Here is a 14,514-nt window from a genome sequence, read left to right on the forward strand (position 1 = left end):
CTGACTTCGCGAACCGCTTTGCCGCGCTGATCATCGCTACCGGGCTCAGCACCATGCTGTTGGGCCATACGCTCGTCTAACCGGCGAATTCGCGCCGCGCGGCCTCCTCGCGCAGCTCGCTCTTGAGCAGCTTGCCGATATGGCTGCGCGGCATTTCCTCGATCGCATAGAGCCCGGCGAGACGCTGGGTCTTGCCGAGGCGGGAGTTGACTGCCGCGCAGATCGCCTCGCAGTCGCGCGCGCCATCCCCCAGCGTCACGAAACCAACCGGCGTCTCTCCCCAGCGCTGCGAGGGCATGCCCACCACCGCTGCCTCCAGCACATCCTCCTCCTTCTCCAGTTCGGCCTCGAGGTCGGACGGGAAGATGTTGAAGCCGCCCGAGATGATCATGTCCTTGGAGCGGCCGACCAATTCGACGAAACCTTCGGCATCGACGCGGCCGATATCGCCCATGCGCTGCCACACCTCACCGGTCGCAGGATCGGTCCAGTAGCCTTCGCGGGTTTTCTCGGGCTGGTTCTTGTAGCCGCTCATCATGGTCTGTGACCTGCCGACCAGATTGCCGGCAACGCCCGGAGGTACTTCGCGATCCTCGTCATCGAGCACCTTGAGTTCGCTCCCCGGCGCGGGACGACCGACCGTGTGCAGCTTGTCCGGAAACTCATGGGCCGCGAGCAGGCACACTACGCCGCCTTCGGTCATGGAATAGATCTCGATCAGCGCGCCCGGCATCCGGCGAAGTACCTCACCCTTGAGCGAGGCGGAGAATGGCGCGCTGGTGCAATATTTGAGCGCCAGTGCCGACAGGTCATGCTCGTCGAAACCGGGGTGTTCCATCAGCCGCTGGTACTGCACCGGGACCAGCATGGTGACAGTGGTTCGGTCGCTCTCCGCATGCGCCAGCCAGCGTGCGCAATCGAACTTGCCCATGATCCGCAGCGTCCCGCCCGCCAACATTGCGGCGAGGAAGGCCACCATGGTGGTGTTCGAATAGAGGGGGGTGGAGGAGAGCGAGCGTACCTCCAGCCCCGCGGCGAGATAGCTCGTTGCCGTCGGCGCAAACTGGCGCCAGCGCATCTGGTGCGAATGGACGATGCCCTTGGGAATCCCCGTCGTGCCGGAAGAATAGATGATGTTGAACGGATCGCCCGGCCGGGGATCGAACGGCGGCGCGGTGGTTCCTTCCGGCGCCATCCAACGGTCGAGATCCTCCAGCGCGATGTGATCAAGCCCGGGCATGAATTCCGCGCCCAGATCGGCGCGCTTGGCCGCGTCAATGAACAGGTGTCGCGCACCGCTGTCGCCCGCCATGCCTTCGAGCTGGTCGCGACTGGCACTGGTGGTCAGCGGCGCCGCAACCCCGCCGGCGCGGACCGCGGCAAGGAACACCAGCGCATAGTTAATGCAGCTCGTCCCGAGGATCGCGACCGATTGCCCACGCTCCAAGCCGGTTTCGACCAGTTGCGCGGCAATGCGCTCCATCCGGTCATCCAGTTCCGCCCAGGTGATCTCGCCGTCTTCGTCGCGCAGCGCGGGCTTCCCCGGCTGAGACGCCGCCCAATCGGACAGGGCCGCAGAGAACGATCCGAATTCGGCCTGCAAGGTTTCGATCATCGGCAAATTCTTCCCTCGCAACGCGAATCAGTTGCGCATCTCGTCGAGTATTTCGCGCAGCCGCGTCAAGCGCGGCAGCAGATCGTCGAGCAGTTCCTGCGGCACCTGCGCCTGCATATCGCTTAGCGGCTGGGCAAGTCGCGCGACGCATTCCTCGCGCATGGCGCGCCCCGCTTCGGTGATGGCTACTCGCTTGCCGCGACCGTCCTCCGGATCGGGCGAGATCGATACCAGTCCCGCCCGCTCGAGCCGGGCGAGGGTGTTGCTCATGGTCGGTCGGCTGACCTGGAATGCGCTGGCGAGCTTCGCAGGCGTGCTGAATTCCTGTTTCAAACGCACGAAGTGATTGAGGATCCCGAATTGTGCCATGGTCATGCTGCGGGGCAGCACCTGCGTCATCGCGTGCGCGGCGAGTTGGTCGATGATCCCGATTTCATTCAGCACTCGAAAGGCGAGCGGGTCTTGCGAACTCATACGATATGCGTCTCCACCGGCCAGCGGGGTGACGGGCCGACCTCCGGTCCGTAGCCGATCCGCGCGAGCATCTGAACCCGCTCGTGGCCCGCAGTGCCCAGTAGTTCGTGGACGCGCGCAAACATCGGAGCGACCTCGGCGAATTCCTGCAAAGTCTGGCTCATTGGATGCATCGCCATGCCGGCTGCGGTCGCGTGAAGGTTGGCGCGGACATATTGCCGCCCTGCCTCAAGCTGGTCGGCGCGGGAGTTGCCCGGGGTCGCGATCCATATGAGCGCCGGGATCGAACCATAGGTGGCGCGGGTCATCTCCAGCCCCTGACGGTAGGCATCGCTCTCCATATCGGCGAGCGTTGCGCGATCCACCAGGCCGAACAGCTTGCCGGCCTCGATAATCGGTCCATCGAGATCGATCCCGTCCGGATTGGCATCGATCTCCTCGTGCCCGATGCGCATGAGTTCGACGCTTTCCATATAGGCGGGGCGCGTGGTGATCTCCGCCTCGATCCCGGCGACGATCTGCTCGCGCAACATTGCGAGCCGGGCCGGATCCACGGTGCCCGTTCCTCCGTCGCGGATCACGGCGGCGAGATCTTGCGCGCTCACCTTGCGCGAAAGGTCATACTCCTCCTTGTTCGACCGGCGCCGCGTGATCTGCGCGAACAGCGGATCGCGCGAAACCGCGGGATCGGCGATGAAGCGCAGGCGAGCAACCGGACGCGCGTCGAGCGAGCGAGCATCTTCGCCCTCGGGAAAGGCTTCGATCTCCAGCGCCACCCCGCGTTCGGCGGCAGCAATCCTTGCCAGCTCGAGGAAGGTTCCGAAGCCGATCGTGATCTGGCGATCGAAGGGGTCGGTTACCGGCAGCCGCCGTTCGAGATCGCACGAGACGATGGCTTCGTCCGCGCCGACGAGCTCGATTACCCAGGGCTGGCGATTGTGCGGGTTGGGCGCGAGAATGGCGTGCCGAAAGGCATCGAGCCGCACATCGGCTGGCGGCGACGGATCGAGCTCCCACGGCATGTAGGCTGTCTGCGGTGTCCGTGTGACACGCCAGACGCCGCCGGTCGCCACCAATGCCGCGCCGCCCAGCCCAGCGGCGAGAACTCGTCTGCGGGAAATTCCTGCCATCGCCAATCGCCTCCACCGTATTTGATTAGCTATCTAACTATATACGGTCAGAAAGGCAAGCGCCCCAACCGCCTACGGCATTCTCAGCACTCGATGACGTTGACCGCGAGCCCGCCCTGGCTCGTTTCCTTGTACTTCGATGACATGTCGAGCCCGGTCTGGCGCATGGTCTCGATAACCTGGTCGAGGCTGACGCAGCTCTCCACCCCGAAGCGGTGCAGCGCGAGTCGTGCGGCGTTGACCGCCTTGACCGCGCCGATCGCATTGCGCTCAATGCACGGCACCTGCACCAGCCCGCCGACCGGGTCGCAGGTCAGCCCGAGATTGTGCTCCATGCCGATCTCGGCTGCGCTGGCGACCTGTTCGGGGGTCCCGCCCCACAGCGCCGCCAAGCCGCCAGCCGCCATCGAACAGGCCACGCCCACCTCGCCCTGGCACCCCATTTCGGCACCCGAGATCGAGGCGCGCTGCTTGTACAGGAGGCCGATGGCGCCGGCGGTGAGCAGGAAGGTGCGGCGGCTTTCGCGGCACGGCCCCTCTTCGGCATTGACGCAGTAGAACCGGATCACGGCGGGGATGATGCCCGCCGCACCATTGGTCGGCGCGGTCACCACGCGCCCGCCCGCGGCGTTTTCCTCGTTCACAGCCATGGCGAAACAGTTGAGCCAGTCGAACAATTGCTCGCGCTCGTTCGATTGCGGATTGGCGGAAAGCTTGTCCCACAGGTCGGGCGCGCGCCGCTGGACCTTGAGCCCGCCCGGAAGGATGCCGCGCTGGTGCAATCCGCGCTCGATGCACTGGTCCATCGCCTGGGCAATGGCGTCGAGGCCGGCCAGCGTCTCCTCCCGCGGACGCATCGCGTCTTCATTGGCGAGGACGAGATCGGCGATCGTCTGCTGGTTGGCGTTGCAGGCTTCCAGCAGTTCGGCCGCCGATCCGAAATTATGCGGCACCTCGACCCCGGTGTTGATCCGGTCGTCCTTGGGCTTGCGCTTGAGTTGGGCAGCCGAGGCAACGAAGCCGCCACCGGTCGAATAATAGGTCCGCTCAAGCATGCGCTCTCCCGCCTCGTTCCAGGCGCAGATCTTCATGCCGTTGGGGTGGAGCTGCGGGATGATATGCCCGGCAAGGTCGATGTCGCGCGCCTGCTCGAAGGCGATTTCGCGCACCTCGCCCAGCACCAGCCGCCCGGACTCGCGGATCGCCGCTAGCGTGCGCGCGGCCTCGTCGGGATCGGTCGTCTCGGGCGCGAATCCCGCCAGCCCCAGGATCGTCGCATCCACGGTGCCGTGGCCCACGCCGGTCAAGGCGAGCGAGCCCTGCAACTCGACATGGACACGCGCGACGCGCTCAAGCCGTTTCTGCTTGGCGAGCACCTGCAGGAACATGCCCGCGATCCGCATCGGCCCCACCGTATGCGAGCTCGAAGGCCCCACGCCGATCCGGAAAATGTCGAGCACTGACAGCATGCTCGCGCTTTCGTTCGCCCCCGCGCAAAGGTCAACCGATATGCAACAGAAGAAAGGCTGATGGGCCGAGCTATCGCAAAGCCGAAATCGGGGTGCCAAGCCGCCGTTTTCGATGAACCGGACAGAGGTCTCGACAAGCCGCAGGTTTGCGCAATCCGGCCTGCTAGGGTGGCTCTCGACCGAGATCGGGGGGTAGTCATGATTCGTATTGCGCATGCCACTTTGCTGGCTTTGGCCGCGTTCTCGATGCCTTCTGCGGCGCAAACCCAGTCTCAACGTCTGCGCGATGTTGCGATCGACAGGGTCGACCCGCAGCCTGCTCCCGAACTGATGGTCGAAGAAGTCGGACCGGCATTCAACTCGCCATGGTCCCTGGCATTTCTCCCCGATGATCGCATCCTACTGGTCGAGAAGCTTGGCGGTTTGCATATCGTCGATCCTGCCACCGGGCTTTCCCAAGCTGTCGAAGGCGCGCCGGACAATCTCTTGCGCGAGGCCGAAAGCGGGCTGCACGACGTCGTGCTGGACCCCGACTTTGCCACGAATGGCTTGCTCTATCTCGCCTATGTCGAGGGCACGGAAAACGCCAACCGGCTAGCAGTCTGGCGAGCGCGCCTCGACGGCACCAGACTGGCAGATGGACACACGATATTTCGGTCAAACGCGAGCCGCGAAACACCCCAGCATCCCGGTGGGCGCATGATCCTGCTGCCTGATAACACGCTGCTGGTGGGAGTCGGGGATGGCTATAGCTATCGCGACGCCGCCCAAGATCCGAAGAGCCATCTTGGCAAGCTCGTCCGTATTGGCCGGGACGGATCGATCCCGCCAGATAATCCATTCGTGAACTGGGACGGCTATGCCCCCGAAATCTATTCCCTCGGGCACCGCAATATCCAGGGACTGACGCTCGACACCACGACGGGGGAGATCTGGTCGCACGAACATGGTCCGCGCGGCGGCGACGAAATAAACCGCATTCTGCCCGGGAGGAATTACGGCTGGCCTCTCGTCCTTTTCGGCATCGACTATGACGGCAGCGCGATCTCGAATCTCAAACAAGCGCCGGGCATCGAGTCGCCGCGTTTCTTCTGGGCGCCGTCGATTGCGCCATCCGGCCTCGCGATCTACCGTTCGGACACCAATTCCGCCTGGAATGGCAAGCTGCTGGTCGGCGCGCTGGCAAGTCGCTCGCTTGTACGCCTGCGCATCGGACAAACAACTGGATTGCTGGTCGAGGAAGAGCGCATGCTGAGCGATTTCAAGCGCCGGATTCGCGATGTTCGCCAGGCTCCGGACGGCACGCTCTACTTATTGACAGAGGGCAATATCGGCGAAGGCGATGTCAGCGGTCATCTGTGGCGATTGACGCCCGCAGGCGACTAAAGCGAGCATTCTCAGTGCGCGGTGGAAAACGCCGCCAGAGAATGCCTGTAAGCTTGGGAATCCTGCTCCAAATGCCTATATAATCGGCATGGACGAGAACACCGAAAACAACCCGGAAAACGCCCCTGAAAACGAGGGCGCGGAAACTCCCAAGAAGAACGCCTACGATTCCGATTCCATCAAGGTTCTCAAGGGCCTAGACGCGGTGCGCAAGCGCCCCGGCATGTATATCGGCGACACCGATGACGGATCGGGCCTGCACCACATGGTGTTCGAGGTGTCGGACAACGCCATCGACGAGGCGCTGGCCGGGCATTGCGACCTCGTTTTGATCGAACTCAACCCCGACGGCAGCGTTTCGGTGGAAGACAACGGCCGCGGCATCCCGGTCGACATGCACAAGGAAGAAGGCGTGTCGGCAGCTGAGGTCATCATGACCCAGCTGCACGCGGGCGGTAAGTTCGAGAACACCAGCGACGACAATGCCTACAAGGTGTCGGGCGGCCTGCACGGCGTGGGCGTGTCGGTCGTCAACGCGCTCAGCGAATGGCTCGAGCTCACCATCTGGCGCGACGGCAAGGAGCACTGGATGCGCTTCGAGCACGGCGACGCGGTTGGCCCGCTCAAGATCGTCGGCGATGCCCCGCCGGTGGCGTCCAATGGCGACGACAACGGTCTCAAAAAGGGCACCCGCGTGACCTTCAGCGCCAGCCACGAGACTTTCAAGAACGTCACCGAGTTCGATTTCGAGAAGCTCGAGCACCGCTATCGCGAACTCGCCTTCCTCAATTCGGGCGTGCGCATCCTGCTGCGCGACAAGCGCCACGAGGATCCGCTCGAGCACGACCTGTTCTACGAGGGCGGGATCGCTGCCTTCGTCAAATATCTCGACCGCAACAAGCAACCGCTGGTGGCCGAGCCGATCGCGGTTTCGGCCGACAAGGACGGGATCGGGATCGATGTCGCGCTCGAGTGGAACGACAGCTATTACGAAAACGTCCTCTGCTTCACCAACAACATCCCGCAGCGCGATGGCGGCACGCACTTGGCGGCCTTCCGCGCCGCGCTGACCCGCACGCTCAACAATTACGCGACCTCTGCCGGCCTGCTGAAGAAGGAGAAGGTCACGCTATCGGGCGAGGACATGCGCGAAGGGCTGACCGCGATCGTCAGTGTCAAGCTGCCCGACCCGAAATTCTCCAGCCAGACCAAGGACAAGCTGGTCAGCTCCGAAGTGCGCCAGCCGCTCGAAAGCCTGATGGGCGAGAAGATGACCGAGTGGCTCGAGGAAAACCCGGGCGATGCCAAGCAGATCATCCAGAAGATCATCGACGCCGCCGCCGCGCGTGAGGCCGCCCGCCGCGCCCGCGAAATGAGCCGCAAGGGCGCGATGAGCGTCGCCTCGCTCCCCGGAAAGCTGGCCGACTGCCAGGAGCGTGACGCGACCAAGGCCGAACTGTTCCTGGTCGAAGGTGATTCCGCAGGCGGCTCGGCCAAGCAGGGCCGCGACCGCAAGACGCAGGCGATCTTGCCGCTGAAGGGCAAGATCCTCAATGTCGAACGCGCGCGCTTCGACCGGATCATTTCCTCGAAGGAAGTCGGCACGCTGATCCAGGCGATGGGCACCGGCATTCGCGACGAATTCACGCTCGACAAGCTGCGCTATCACAAGGTCGTGATCATGACCGACGCCGACGTGGATGGCGCGCATATCCGGACGCTGCTGCTCACTTTCTTCCACCGCCAGATGCCCGAGATCATCAAGGCCGGGCACCTCTTCATCGCGCAGCCGCCACTCTACAAGGTCGCGAAGGGCCGCAGCGAGGTCTACCTCAAGGACCAGGCCGCGCTCGACCGTTACCTCGTCGATGCCGGACTACAGGGCCGCGTGCTCGAAGCCGCGGGCGGGGCGCGTTCGGGCGAGGACCTGCGCGTGCTGGTCGACCATGCGTTGCGCCTGCGCAGCCTGCTCGGCTTCATCCCGCGCAAATACGACCCTGCCATTATCGAGCAGATGGCGCTGTCGGGCGCGCTCGACCCCAGCCTCTCGCCCGATATTCGCCTGCAGGCGCTGCAATTCGCGGCGCAGCGGATGGAGCAGGGCGACGACGATGCGACCTGGGCCGCCTCGATCCGCGACGACGGAACCGTCCGTTTCGAGCGCGTCTGGCGCGGGGTGACCGATGTGCACGATATCGAAGGCCGCTTCCTCTCCAGCACCGAAGCGCACAAGCTCCACGGGCTCGCCGGCCAGCAGGCCGAAGCCTATGCCCGCCCCGCGCAATTGGTTAAGATCAGCTCGGCCGATGCCGAGGCGGTTCCTGCCGATGACACGGAAGAGGACGACGCGCCCGCCGCCGTCGGTGGCGATGCCATCTCGCGCCCGACCGAATTGCTCGACGCAGTGCTCGCCGCAGGGCGCAAGGGCCTGTCGATCCAGCGCTACAAGGGTCTTGGCGAGATGAACGCCGAGCAGTTGTGGGAGACCACGCTCGATCCCGAGAACCGCGCGCTGCTGCAGGTCAAGGTCGAGGATGCCGACGTTACCGACGAGATCTTCACCCGCCTGATGGGCGATGTGGTCGAACCGCGGCGCGAGTTCATCCAGGAAAATGCGCTCAACGTCGCCAATCTCGATATCTGATCGGCGACCAATGCAGCGGCAGGAGAGTTGATGGAAGGGCGGAGGGAAACGCGTCACATCGAGCAGGGCGGTTTCCTGCTCCTGCTGGCGCTGGTCACGCTCGCCCTCGCCTGGATCGTCTGGCCATTTGCTGCGCCGCTACTGTGGGCGACGCTGGCGGCGATCATGTTCCAGCCGCTCTACCAGCGGATCCTGAGGCGGATGCCGACCCATCCGAGCAGGGCCGCGGCGCTTGCCCTGCTGGTGATCTTCGTTGCGGTACTCGTCCCGGCCTTCTGGATCGGCAGCATGGTGGTGAACGAAGCGGCCAGCCTGGTGATTGCCTTCCAGCGCGGAGAGATCGATGTCGCCGCCTGGTTCGAGCAAGTTCTGGCCGCGCTTCCTGCCAATATCCGCCAGTCGCTCGACACCTCGGGCTGGACCGACCTGGCCATTCTCCAGACCCGCGCGCAGGAATTTCTCGCCGAGAGCGCCGGACTGATCGCCCAGCAGGCGGTCGCCGTCGGCGGCGGGGTGTTCAGCTTCGTACTCGCCTTCGGTGTCGGCCTTTACGTCACCTACTTCCTGCTGCGCGACGGCACGCAGGTGGGCGAGAAGGTCACCGCTGCACTGCCGCTCGAACGCCCGGTCGCCGACCGGTTGGTCGAAAAATTCCTCGGCATCGTGCGCGCGACGATCAAGGGCTCGGTCGTCGTGGGGCTGGTCCAGGGTGCCTTGGGCGCGATCACCTTCTGGATCGTCGGCATGCCTTCGATTGTCCTGTTCGGTGTGTTGATGGCGGTGTTCTCGCTGCTGCCTGCCCTCGGCCCGGCGCTGGTGTGGGCGCCGGTCGCAATCTACCTGCTCGCCACCGGCGCGATCTGGCAGGGGATCGTGGTGGTGGTCTCGGGCGTGGCGGTCATCGGGATGGCCGACAACCTGCTGCGACCGATCCTGGTCGGGCGCGATACCGGCATCCCCGACTGGATCATCCTGGTTTCGACGCTGGGCGGCATTGCCATGGCAGGCCTCTCCGGCATCGTGCTCGGCCCGATGGCCGCAGGCCTGTTCATTGCCTGCTGGTCGATCCTCAGCGAGCAGCGCGGCGTCTCGCGGCCGGTGGAGGTCGAGCAATGAGGTCCGTGGTCGCACCAGGCAGCTCGGGCGAGCAACTCGGCCGCCTGTTCCTCGCCGGGGTGCTGGTGGTGTTCATGCCGCAACTGCCGCTGGGCAATTACGTGATCTATCCCTTCACGATCCTGACGACGTGGTTCCACGAGATGGGCCACGGGCTCACCGGCATGCTGCTCGGCCACGAGTTCGAGCGCCTGGTGATCTTCACCGATGGCTCCGGGTACGCGGAGACGCGGCTCGACAGCGATGCCGGCAATCTCTCGCACGGCTTGATCGCGGCGGGCGGGCCGTTGGGTCCGGTGATTATCGGCGCAGCGCTGATCCTCGCCAGCAGCAGGCGCAAGCGCTGGAGGCCGGCGCTGCTGGTCCTGGCCGGGTTGATCGCGCTCTCCGCGCTGATCTGGGTGCGCAGCACGGTGGGACTGGTCGTCCTGCCGCTGGTCGGCGCCGCCATCGCCTGGATCGCCTATCGCGGGAAGGATTGGGCGCAACGCTTTTCGTTGCAGTTCCTCGGCGTGCTTGCCGCGATGAGCATGCTGCGCGACTGGGACTATCTGTTTTCGCACAGCGCGGTGATCGGCGGGCAGCCCATGCTGTCGGACACCGGCGCGATGGAAGAGGCGCTGCTGCTGCCCTATTGGCTGTGGGCTATCGTGCTGCTCGCGATCTCGGCGGGGACGATCGCCATCACCCTGAAATACGCTCTCGCGAAGGGCGACGGTGGCCCGCGGCGCCTGCGCTAGCCACCCACTCGACGTAGCATCTTGAGATTGCAGCAATAGGCAGGCATCAGCACTGCCCATGAAGCAACTCGCCCCCCTCCTGGCCGCGCTGGCACTCGGCGCCTGCGCCACGCTCCCCGAAGCGCCCAGCGCCGCACCCGAACCGGTCACCTTGCGGGTGATCGGCCTCAATGATTTCCACGGCAATCTCGAGCCGCTGCGGCGGCCCTACACCGTGCCGAAGGCCGACGGCAGCACCGAACAGGTGCAGGTCGGCGGGCTCGCCGCCTATTCCGCCGTGATCGACAGCCTGCGCAGGCAGAACGACCACAGTCTCGTCATCGCGGCGGGCGACATGATCAACGCCAGCCCGCTGGTGTCCTCGCTGTTCCTCGACGAGCCGACCGTGACCGGTCTCGGCAACCTCGGGGTCGACTTCAGCGCCGTGGGCAACCACGAATTCGACCGCGGCTGGCGCGAACTCAGGCGCATGCAGGACGGAGGCTGCGAGAAGTTCTCCAATCGCGAGCCATGCCAGGTCGAGCCTTTCAAGGGGGCGAGCTTCCAGATCCTCGCGGCCGGAACCCAGTTCGAGGACGGCGGCGAGCCGCTGTTCCCGGGCTCGGCGATCAGGAGCTTCGGCGAGGGCGAGGCGCGGATTTCGGTCGGTGTGATCGGCCTGACGCTGGAGGACACGCCCAATCTCGTCACGCCAAGCGGGGTTGACGGCCTCGAATTCGCGGACGAGGCGCTGGCGATCAATGCCGAGGTCGAGAAGCTCGCACAGCAGGGCGTCGATGCAGTGATCGTGGCGATCCACCAGGGCCTCTACAGCGACCGCCGCTTCGACGATCCGGGCTGCGAGGGGATCAACGGTCCGCTGCTCGACATCCTGGCGCGCGTCGATCCCCGGGTCGACCTGGTCCTGTCGGGCCATACCCACCAGTTCTACGTCTGCGACTATTCCGAGATCGATCCCGCGCGCAGCTTCCTCGTTACCAGTGCAGGCTATGGCGGCGCCTTCGTCACCGATATCGCGTTGACCATCGATCCGGTCGCTAGCGACGTTACTGCCAGCAGCGCGCGAAACGTAATGGTCCGCGCCGATGGTTCGACCACCGGCACGCTCGATGCTGCTGCCGATGCCTATGTCGCGGTCCATGCCGAGGCCGCGCGCGCGATCGCCGAGCGTTCGGTCGGGCGGATCACGGGCGATGGCCGCTTTCGGGCGACGGCAACCGAAGAGACGCCGCTGGGCAATGCCATTGCCGATGCGCAACTCCTCGCCACGCGCGACGCGGGCGCGCAGATCGCGTTCATGAACAATTCGGGCATTCGCGCGGCGCTAACACCGCGGGCGGATGGCACGGTGACCTTCGCCGATGTCTACACCGTCCAGCCGTTCGGCAACACGCTCGTGACCAAGAGCTTCACCGGGGCGCAGCTTCTGGCGCTGCTCGAGCAGCAATTCGACGACGAGGGTTTCGTGCAGACCTTTAGCCCTTCCGAGGGCTTCGTCCTCACCTACGACATGCGCCGCCCGGTCGGCAGCCGCGTCGTGAACGTCACGCTGGACGGCAAGCCGATCGATCCTGCCGCGACCTATCGCGTGACGATGAACAGCTTCCTTGCAGGCGGGGGTGACAGTTTTTCGGTCTTCACCCAGGGCACCGAAGCGACCGTCGGCCCGCTCGATCTCGAAGCGATGGAACTGTGGCTGGCACAAGGGGAAGTGCGGGCGCTCCCGCCGACCGGGCGGGTTACCCGGCTCGACAGCGGCCAGTAATCAGGTTGCCGCGCGCAGCCCGGTTACGCCCTGCGCGCCGCGATCTTCCGCCGACAGTCCGTCAAAGATGGTGTCGATGATCCGGCCCAGCTTTTCTTCGGTGAGGCGTTCGTCGAGCATCGCGATCAGGTAGGGCTGGATATAGCAGATCACCATCTGGTTGATCAGCGACAGCGCGTGGTTGATTTCGAGCTCCTTGAGGTGCCCTTCGGCCTGCGCCTCGGCGATCAGTTCGCACGTGTAGTGGTCGGCCAGGTCGATGTAGCTGCGCGCATATTCGAAATAGCTTTCGCCCAGCTCGACGTAGAAGCGGAAGCGCACAGGGTCGTCGCGGAAATTCTGGCGCAGCAGGACAAATCGGCGCGCGAAGAATTCGTACATCTTGCGGCGTGGCGGCAGGTCGCTCGCCATGACCTCGTCCATCACTGCCAGCTTGGGCGCGAACCATTCCGCGGTGACCGCCTCGCGCAGGTCGTCATCCTCGGGAAAGACCTGTTCGATGCGCGCGCGCGATATGCCGAGTTCGGAAGCCAGGCGGCCACGGCTGACTTCTTCGCCGCTGCGCTCCATCAGTTCCATCGCCTTGCGGGTCAGGCGACTTCGCTCTTCGATCAACTCGTCTTCGCTCACGGTGGGGGCTCCCGTCTCGACCTTGAGACCACCCATTTAGGATGCAAGCGGGCGGGTTAAAGGCCTTTCTTTTGCAACCCGCCTATTTCCTCGGCGGGCGAGGGAAAAAGGCCGAGGTGCGCCGCTTGTAATCGGCGTATTTGTCACCCTTGCTCCGGTCCATGCCCTTCTCGAGCAAGGCGACGCCCGACCACTTGGTGAGCGTGAAGCTGAGGAACAGCGGGCCGATCACGGTCCAGGCCGCCACCCACCAGCCAGCCGATGCGGCGGCGATCCAGATGCCCCACCAGGCCATGAAGTCGCCGAAATAATTGGGGTGGCGGGTGTAGCGCCACAATCCGGTGTCGAGCACCTTGCCCTCGTTCGCCGGATCGGCCTTGAACCGCGCCAGTTGCCAGTCGCCGACCCATTCGAAGAAGATGCCGATCGCGTAGACCGCCAGGCCCACCAGCGCGAGACCGCTGATCGGCTGCACGCTCCCGGACTCGAGGATGCCGTATTGCGCCGGGCTCGACACCATGAACAGCAGCACTGCCTGCATCAGCCACACCTTGGTCAGCGCGGCGATGGCGAAATTGCCCTTCTCGCGGTCTTTCTTCAGGATCAGCTTGTAGCGCTTGTCCTCACCCTCGCGCCGCCAGCGGCGCAGCAGGTAAATGCCGAGCCGCAGTCCCCACGAGACCGTCATCGCCATGAGCAGCGTTGCCAACGGGCCGGGTTCGGCCAACCTGAGCCAGCTGATCAGGGCCAGCATCGCCATGCCCGCGCCCCAGAAGGCGTCGATGAAGGACACGTCGTCGATCTGGACCGAGATCACCCAAAGGATCAGCACGACGCCGACCAGGATGGCGAAGTTCCACAGCAGTGCTTCGACGATCATGACACATCCTTCTCCTCGACCAGCCGACGCGCCTGCGCTTCGAGCACCTTGTAACGCTCGTAATCGGGTCGCTTGGATCTAAACCAGGCGGCGATCTTCGCCAGGTCGGCGGCGTAGTCCTCGCTCGGCGTAATCGGCTCGCTGAAGCCGAGCCTGCGGGTCTTCCAGCTGACCCAGGCGAGGACGATGGGAACCTTGGCCTCGCGCGCGATATGCCAGAACCCCGATTTCCATTCGCCGTTGGAACTGCGCGTGCCCTCTGCCGCGATCACCAGCGCAAGCTTGTCGGCAGCCGCAAAGGCGTCCGCGACCTGCTCGACATAGTTGGCGCGCTTGGTCCGGTCGATCGGCACGCCGCCCATGTCGAACATGAAATTGCGCATGAAGCCTTGGAACAGCGTGTGCTTGCCCATGAAGCTCGGCGCCACGCCCTCTTCCGCCGTGGCGCCGGTGAAGAAGACGAAATCCCAGTTCGACGTATGCGGCGCGCCCGCAATGACGTATTTCGGAATATGCGGCAGCCGGGTGTCGATCTTCCAGCCCTGCAGGCGATAGATCACCCAGATGATCCGCCGCACGACGCGCGACAGGATGGATCGCTTGCGACGCGGATTTCGGGCCGGACCTTCAGGCGGCTGTGACGACAATTCTCTCTCCCCTGTCCA

At 64.7% G+C, this 14,514-nt stretch carries 12 protein-coding genes; 5 read left to right on the forward strand and 7 right to left on the reverse strand.

The window, feature by feature from the left end; translation table 11 throughout:
- Nucleotides 1-76 precede the first annotated feature (76 nt).
- From P7228_RS04925 to P7228_RS04940, 4 genes are all read right to left on the reverse strand, one after another.
- Complete coding sequence (locus tag P7228_RS04925) at nt 77-1,615, reverse strand: class I adenylate-forming enzyme family protein (protein WP_278017101.1); 1,539 nt, start codon at nt 1,613-1,615, stop codon at nt 77-79.
- A gap of 27 nt (nt 1,616-1,642) precedes the next feature.
- A complete protein-coding gene (locus P7228_RS04930; protein ID WP_278017102.1) occupies nt 1,643-2,089 on the reverse strand; it encodes a MarR family winged helix-turn-helix transcriptional regulator in 447 nt (148 codons plus the stop codon).
- Nucleotides 2,086-3,219 (reverse strand): Acg family FMN-binding oxidoreductase, encoded by a 1,134-nt coding sequence (locus P7228_RS04935; protein WP_278017103.1) that lies wholly within the window; start codon nt 3,217-3,219, stop codon nt 2,086-2,088. Before P7228_RS04935 ends, P7228_RS04930 begins: the two co-directional genes overlap by 4 nt.
- 83 nt (nt 3,220-3,302) lie before the next feature.
- Complete coding sequence (locus P7228_RS04940; protein ID WP_278017104.1) at nt 3,303-4,688, reverse strand: L-serine ammonia-lyase; 1,386 nt, start codon at nt 4,686-4,688, stop codon at nt 3,303-3,305.
- A gap of 198 nt (nt 4,689-4,886) precedes the next feature.
- Here P7228_RS04940 and P7228_RS04945 point away from each other — a divergent pair, with 198 nt between their 5' ends.
- The 5 genes from P7228_RS04945 (at nt 4,887) to P7228_RS04965 (ending at nt 12,339) form a co-directional block, all read left to right on the forward strand.
- A complete protein-coding gene (locus tag P7228_RS04945; protein WP_278017105.1) occupies nt 4,887-6,074 on the forward strand; it encodes a PQQ-dependent sugar dehydrogenase in 1,188 nt (395 codons plus the stop codon).
- A gap of 88 nt (nt 6,075-6,162) precedes the next feature.
- Nucleotides 6,163-8,718: a DNA topoisomerase (ATP-hydrolyzing) subunit B gene (gyrB, locus tag P7228_RS04950; RefSeq protein WP_278017106.1), complete on the forward strand. Its 2,556-nt coding sequence runs from the start codon at nt 6,163-6,165 to the stop codon at nt 8,716-8,718.
- A 30-nt stretch (nt 8,719-8,748) separates the two neighbouring features.
- Nucleotides 8,749-9,834: an AI-2E family transporter gene (locus P7228_RS04955; protein ID WP_278017107.1), complete on the forward strand. Its 1,086-nt coding sequence runs from the start codon at nt 8,749-8,751 to the stop codon at nt 9,832-9,834.
- Entirely contained in the window at nt 9,831-10,574 is a 744-nt protein-coding gene (locus P7228_RS04960; protein WP_278017108.1) for a M50 family metallopeptidase, read from the forward strand. The genes P7228_RS04955 and P7228_RS04960 overlap by 4 nt, the downstream gene beginning before the upstream one ends.
- A gap of 58 nt (nt 10,575-10,632) precedes the next feature.
- On the forward strand, nt 10,633-12,339 hold the full coding sequence (locus tag P7228_RS04965; protein ID WP_278017109.1) for a bifunctional metallophosphatase/5'-nucleotidase: 1,707 nt from the start codon (nt 10,633-10,635) through the stop codon (nt 12,337-12,339).
- Here P7228_RS04965 and P7228_RS04970 read toward each other — a convergent pair whose 3' ends face one another.
- The 3 genes from P7228_RS04970 to P7228_RS04980 are packed head-to-tail and all read right to left on the reverse strand — an operon-like array spanning nt 12,340 to nt 14,496.
- Nucleotides 12,340-13,005: a hypothetical protein gene (locus P7228_RS04970; RefSeq protein ID WP_278017110.1), complete on the reverse strand. Its 666-nt coding sequence runs from the start codon at nt 13,003-13,005 to the stop codon at nt 12,340-12,342.
- A gap of 46 nt (nt 13,006-13,051) precedes the next feature.
- Entirely contained in the window at nt 13,052-13,849 is a 798-nt protein-coding gene (locus P7228_RS04975; protein WP_278017111.1) for a DUF1295 domain-containing protein, read from the reverse strand.
- Nucleotides 13,846-14,496 (reverse strand): lysophospholipid acyltransferase family protein, encoded by a 651-nt coding sequence (locus P7228_RS04980; RefSeq protein ID WP_278017112.1) that lies wholly within the window; start codon nt 14,494-14,496, stop codon nt 13,846-13,848. The genes P7228_RS04975 and P7228_RS04980 overlap by 4 nt, the downstream gene beginning before the upstream one ends.
- Nucleotides 14,497-14,514: the final 18 nt, after the last annotated feature.

The sequence above is a fragment of the Altererythrobacter sp. CAU 1644 genome (assembly GCF_029623755.1).
Taxonomy (GTDB): Bacteria; Pseudomonadota; Alphaproteobacteria; order Sphingomonadales; family Sphingomonadaceae; genus Erythrobacter; species Erythrobacter arenosus.

Bases quoted from the DNA above. Each gene is read 5' to 3' on its own strand.
- P7228_RS04935 (WP_278017103.1), bottom strand. From the start codon at position 3,219: ATGGCAGGAATTTCCCGCAGACGAGTTCTCGCCGCTGGGCTGGGCGGC.
- P7228_RS04940 (WP_278017104.1), bottom strand. From the start codon at position 4,688: ATGCTGTCAGTGCTCGACATTTTCCGGATCGGCGTGGGGCCTTCGAGC.
- gyrB (WP_278017106.1), top strand. From the start codon at position 6,163: ATGGACGAGAACACCGAAAACAACCCGGAAAACGCCCCTGAAAACGAG.
- P7228_RS04965 (WP_278017109.1), top strand. From the start codon at position 10,633: ATGAAGCAACTCGCCCCCCTCCTGGCCGCGCTGGCACTCGGCGCCTGC.
- P7228_RS04975 (WP_278017111.1), bottom strand. From the start codon at position 13,849: ATGATCGTCGAAGCACTGCTGTGGAACTTCGCCATCCTGGTCGGCGTC.
- P7228_RS04970 (WP_278017110.1), bottom strand. From the start codon at position 13,005: ATGGGTGGTCTCAAGGTCGAGACGGGAGCCCCCACCGTGAGCGAAGAC.
- P7228_RS04955 (WP_278017107.1), top strand. From the start codon at position 8,749: ATGGAAGGGCGGAGGGAAACGCGTCACATCGAGCAGGGCGGTTTCCTG.
- P7228_RS04945 (WP_278017105.1), top strand. From the start codon at position 4,887: ATGATTCGTATTGCGCATGCCACTTTGCTGGCTTTGGCCGCGTTCTCG.
- P7228_RS04925 (WP_278017101.1), bottom strand. From the start codon at position 1,615: ATGATCGAAACCTTGCAGGCCGAATTCGGATCGTTCTCTGCGGCCCTG.
- P7228_RS04930 (WP_278017102.1), bottom strand. From the start codon at position 2,089: ATGAGTTCGCAAGACCCGCTCGCCTTTCGAGTGCTGAATGAAATCGGG.
- P7228_RS04960 (WP_278017108.1), top strand. From the start codon at position 9,831: ATGAGGTCCGTGGTCGCACCAGGCAGCTCGGGCGAGCAACTCGGCCGC.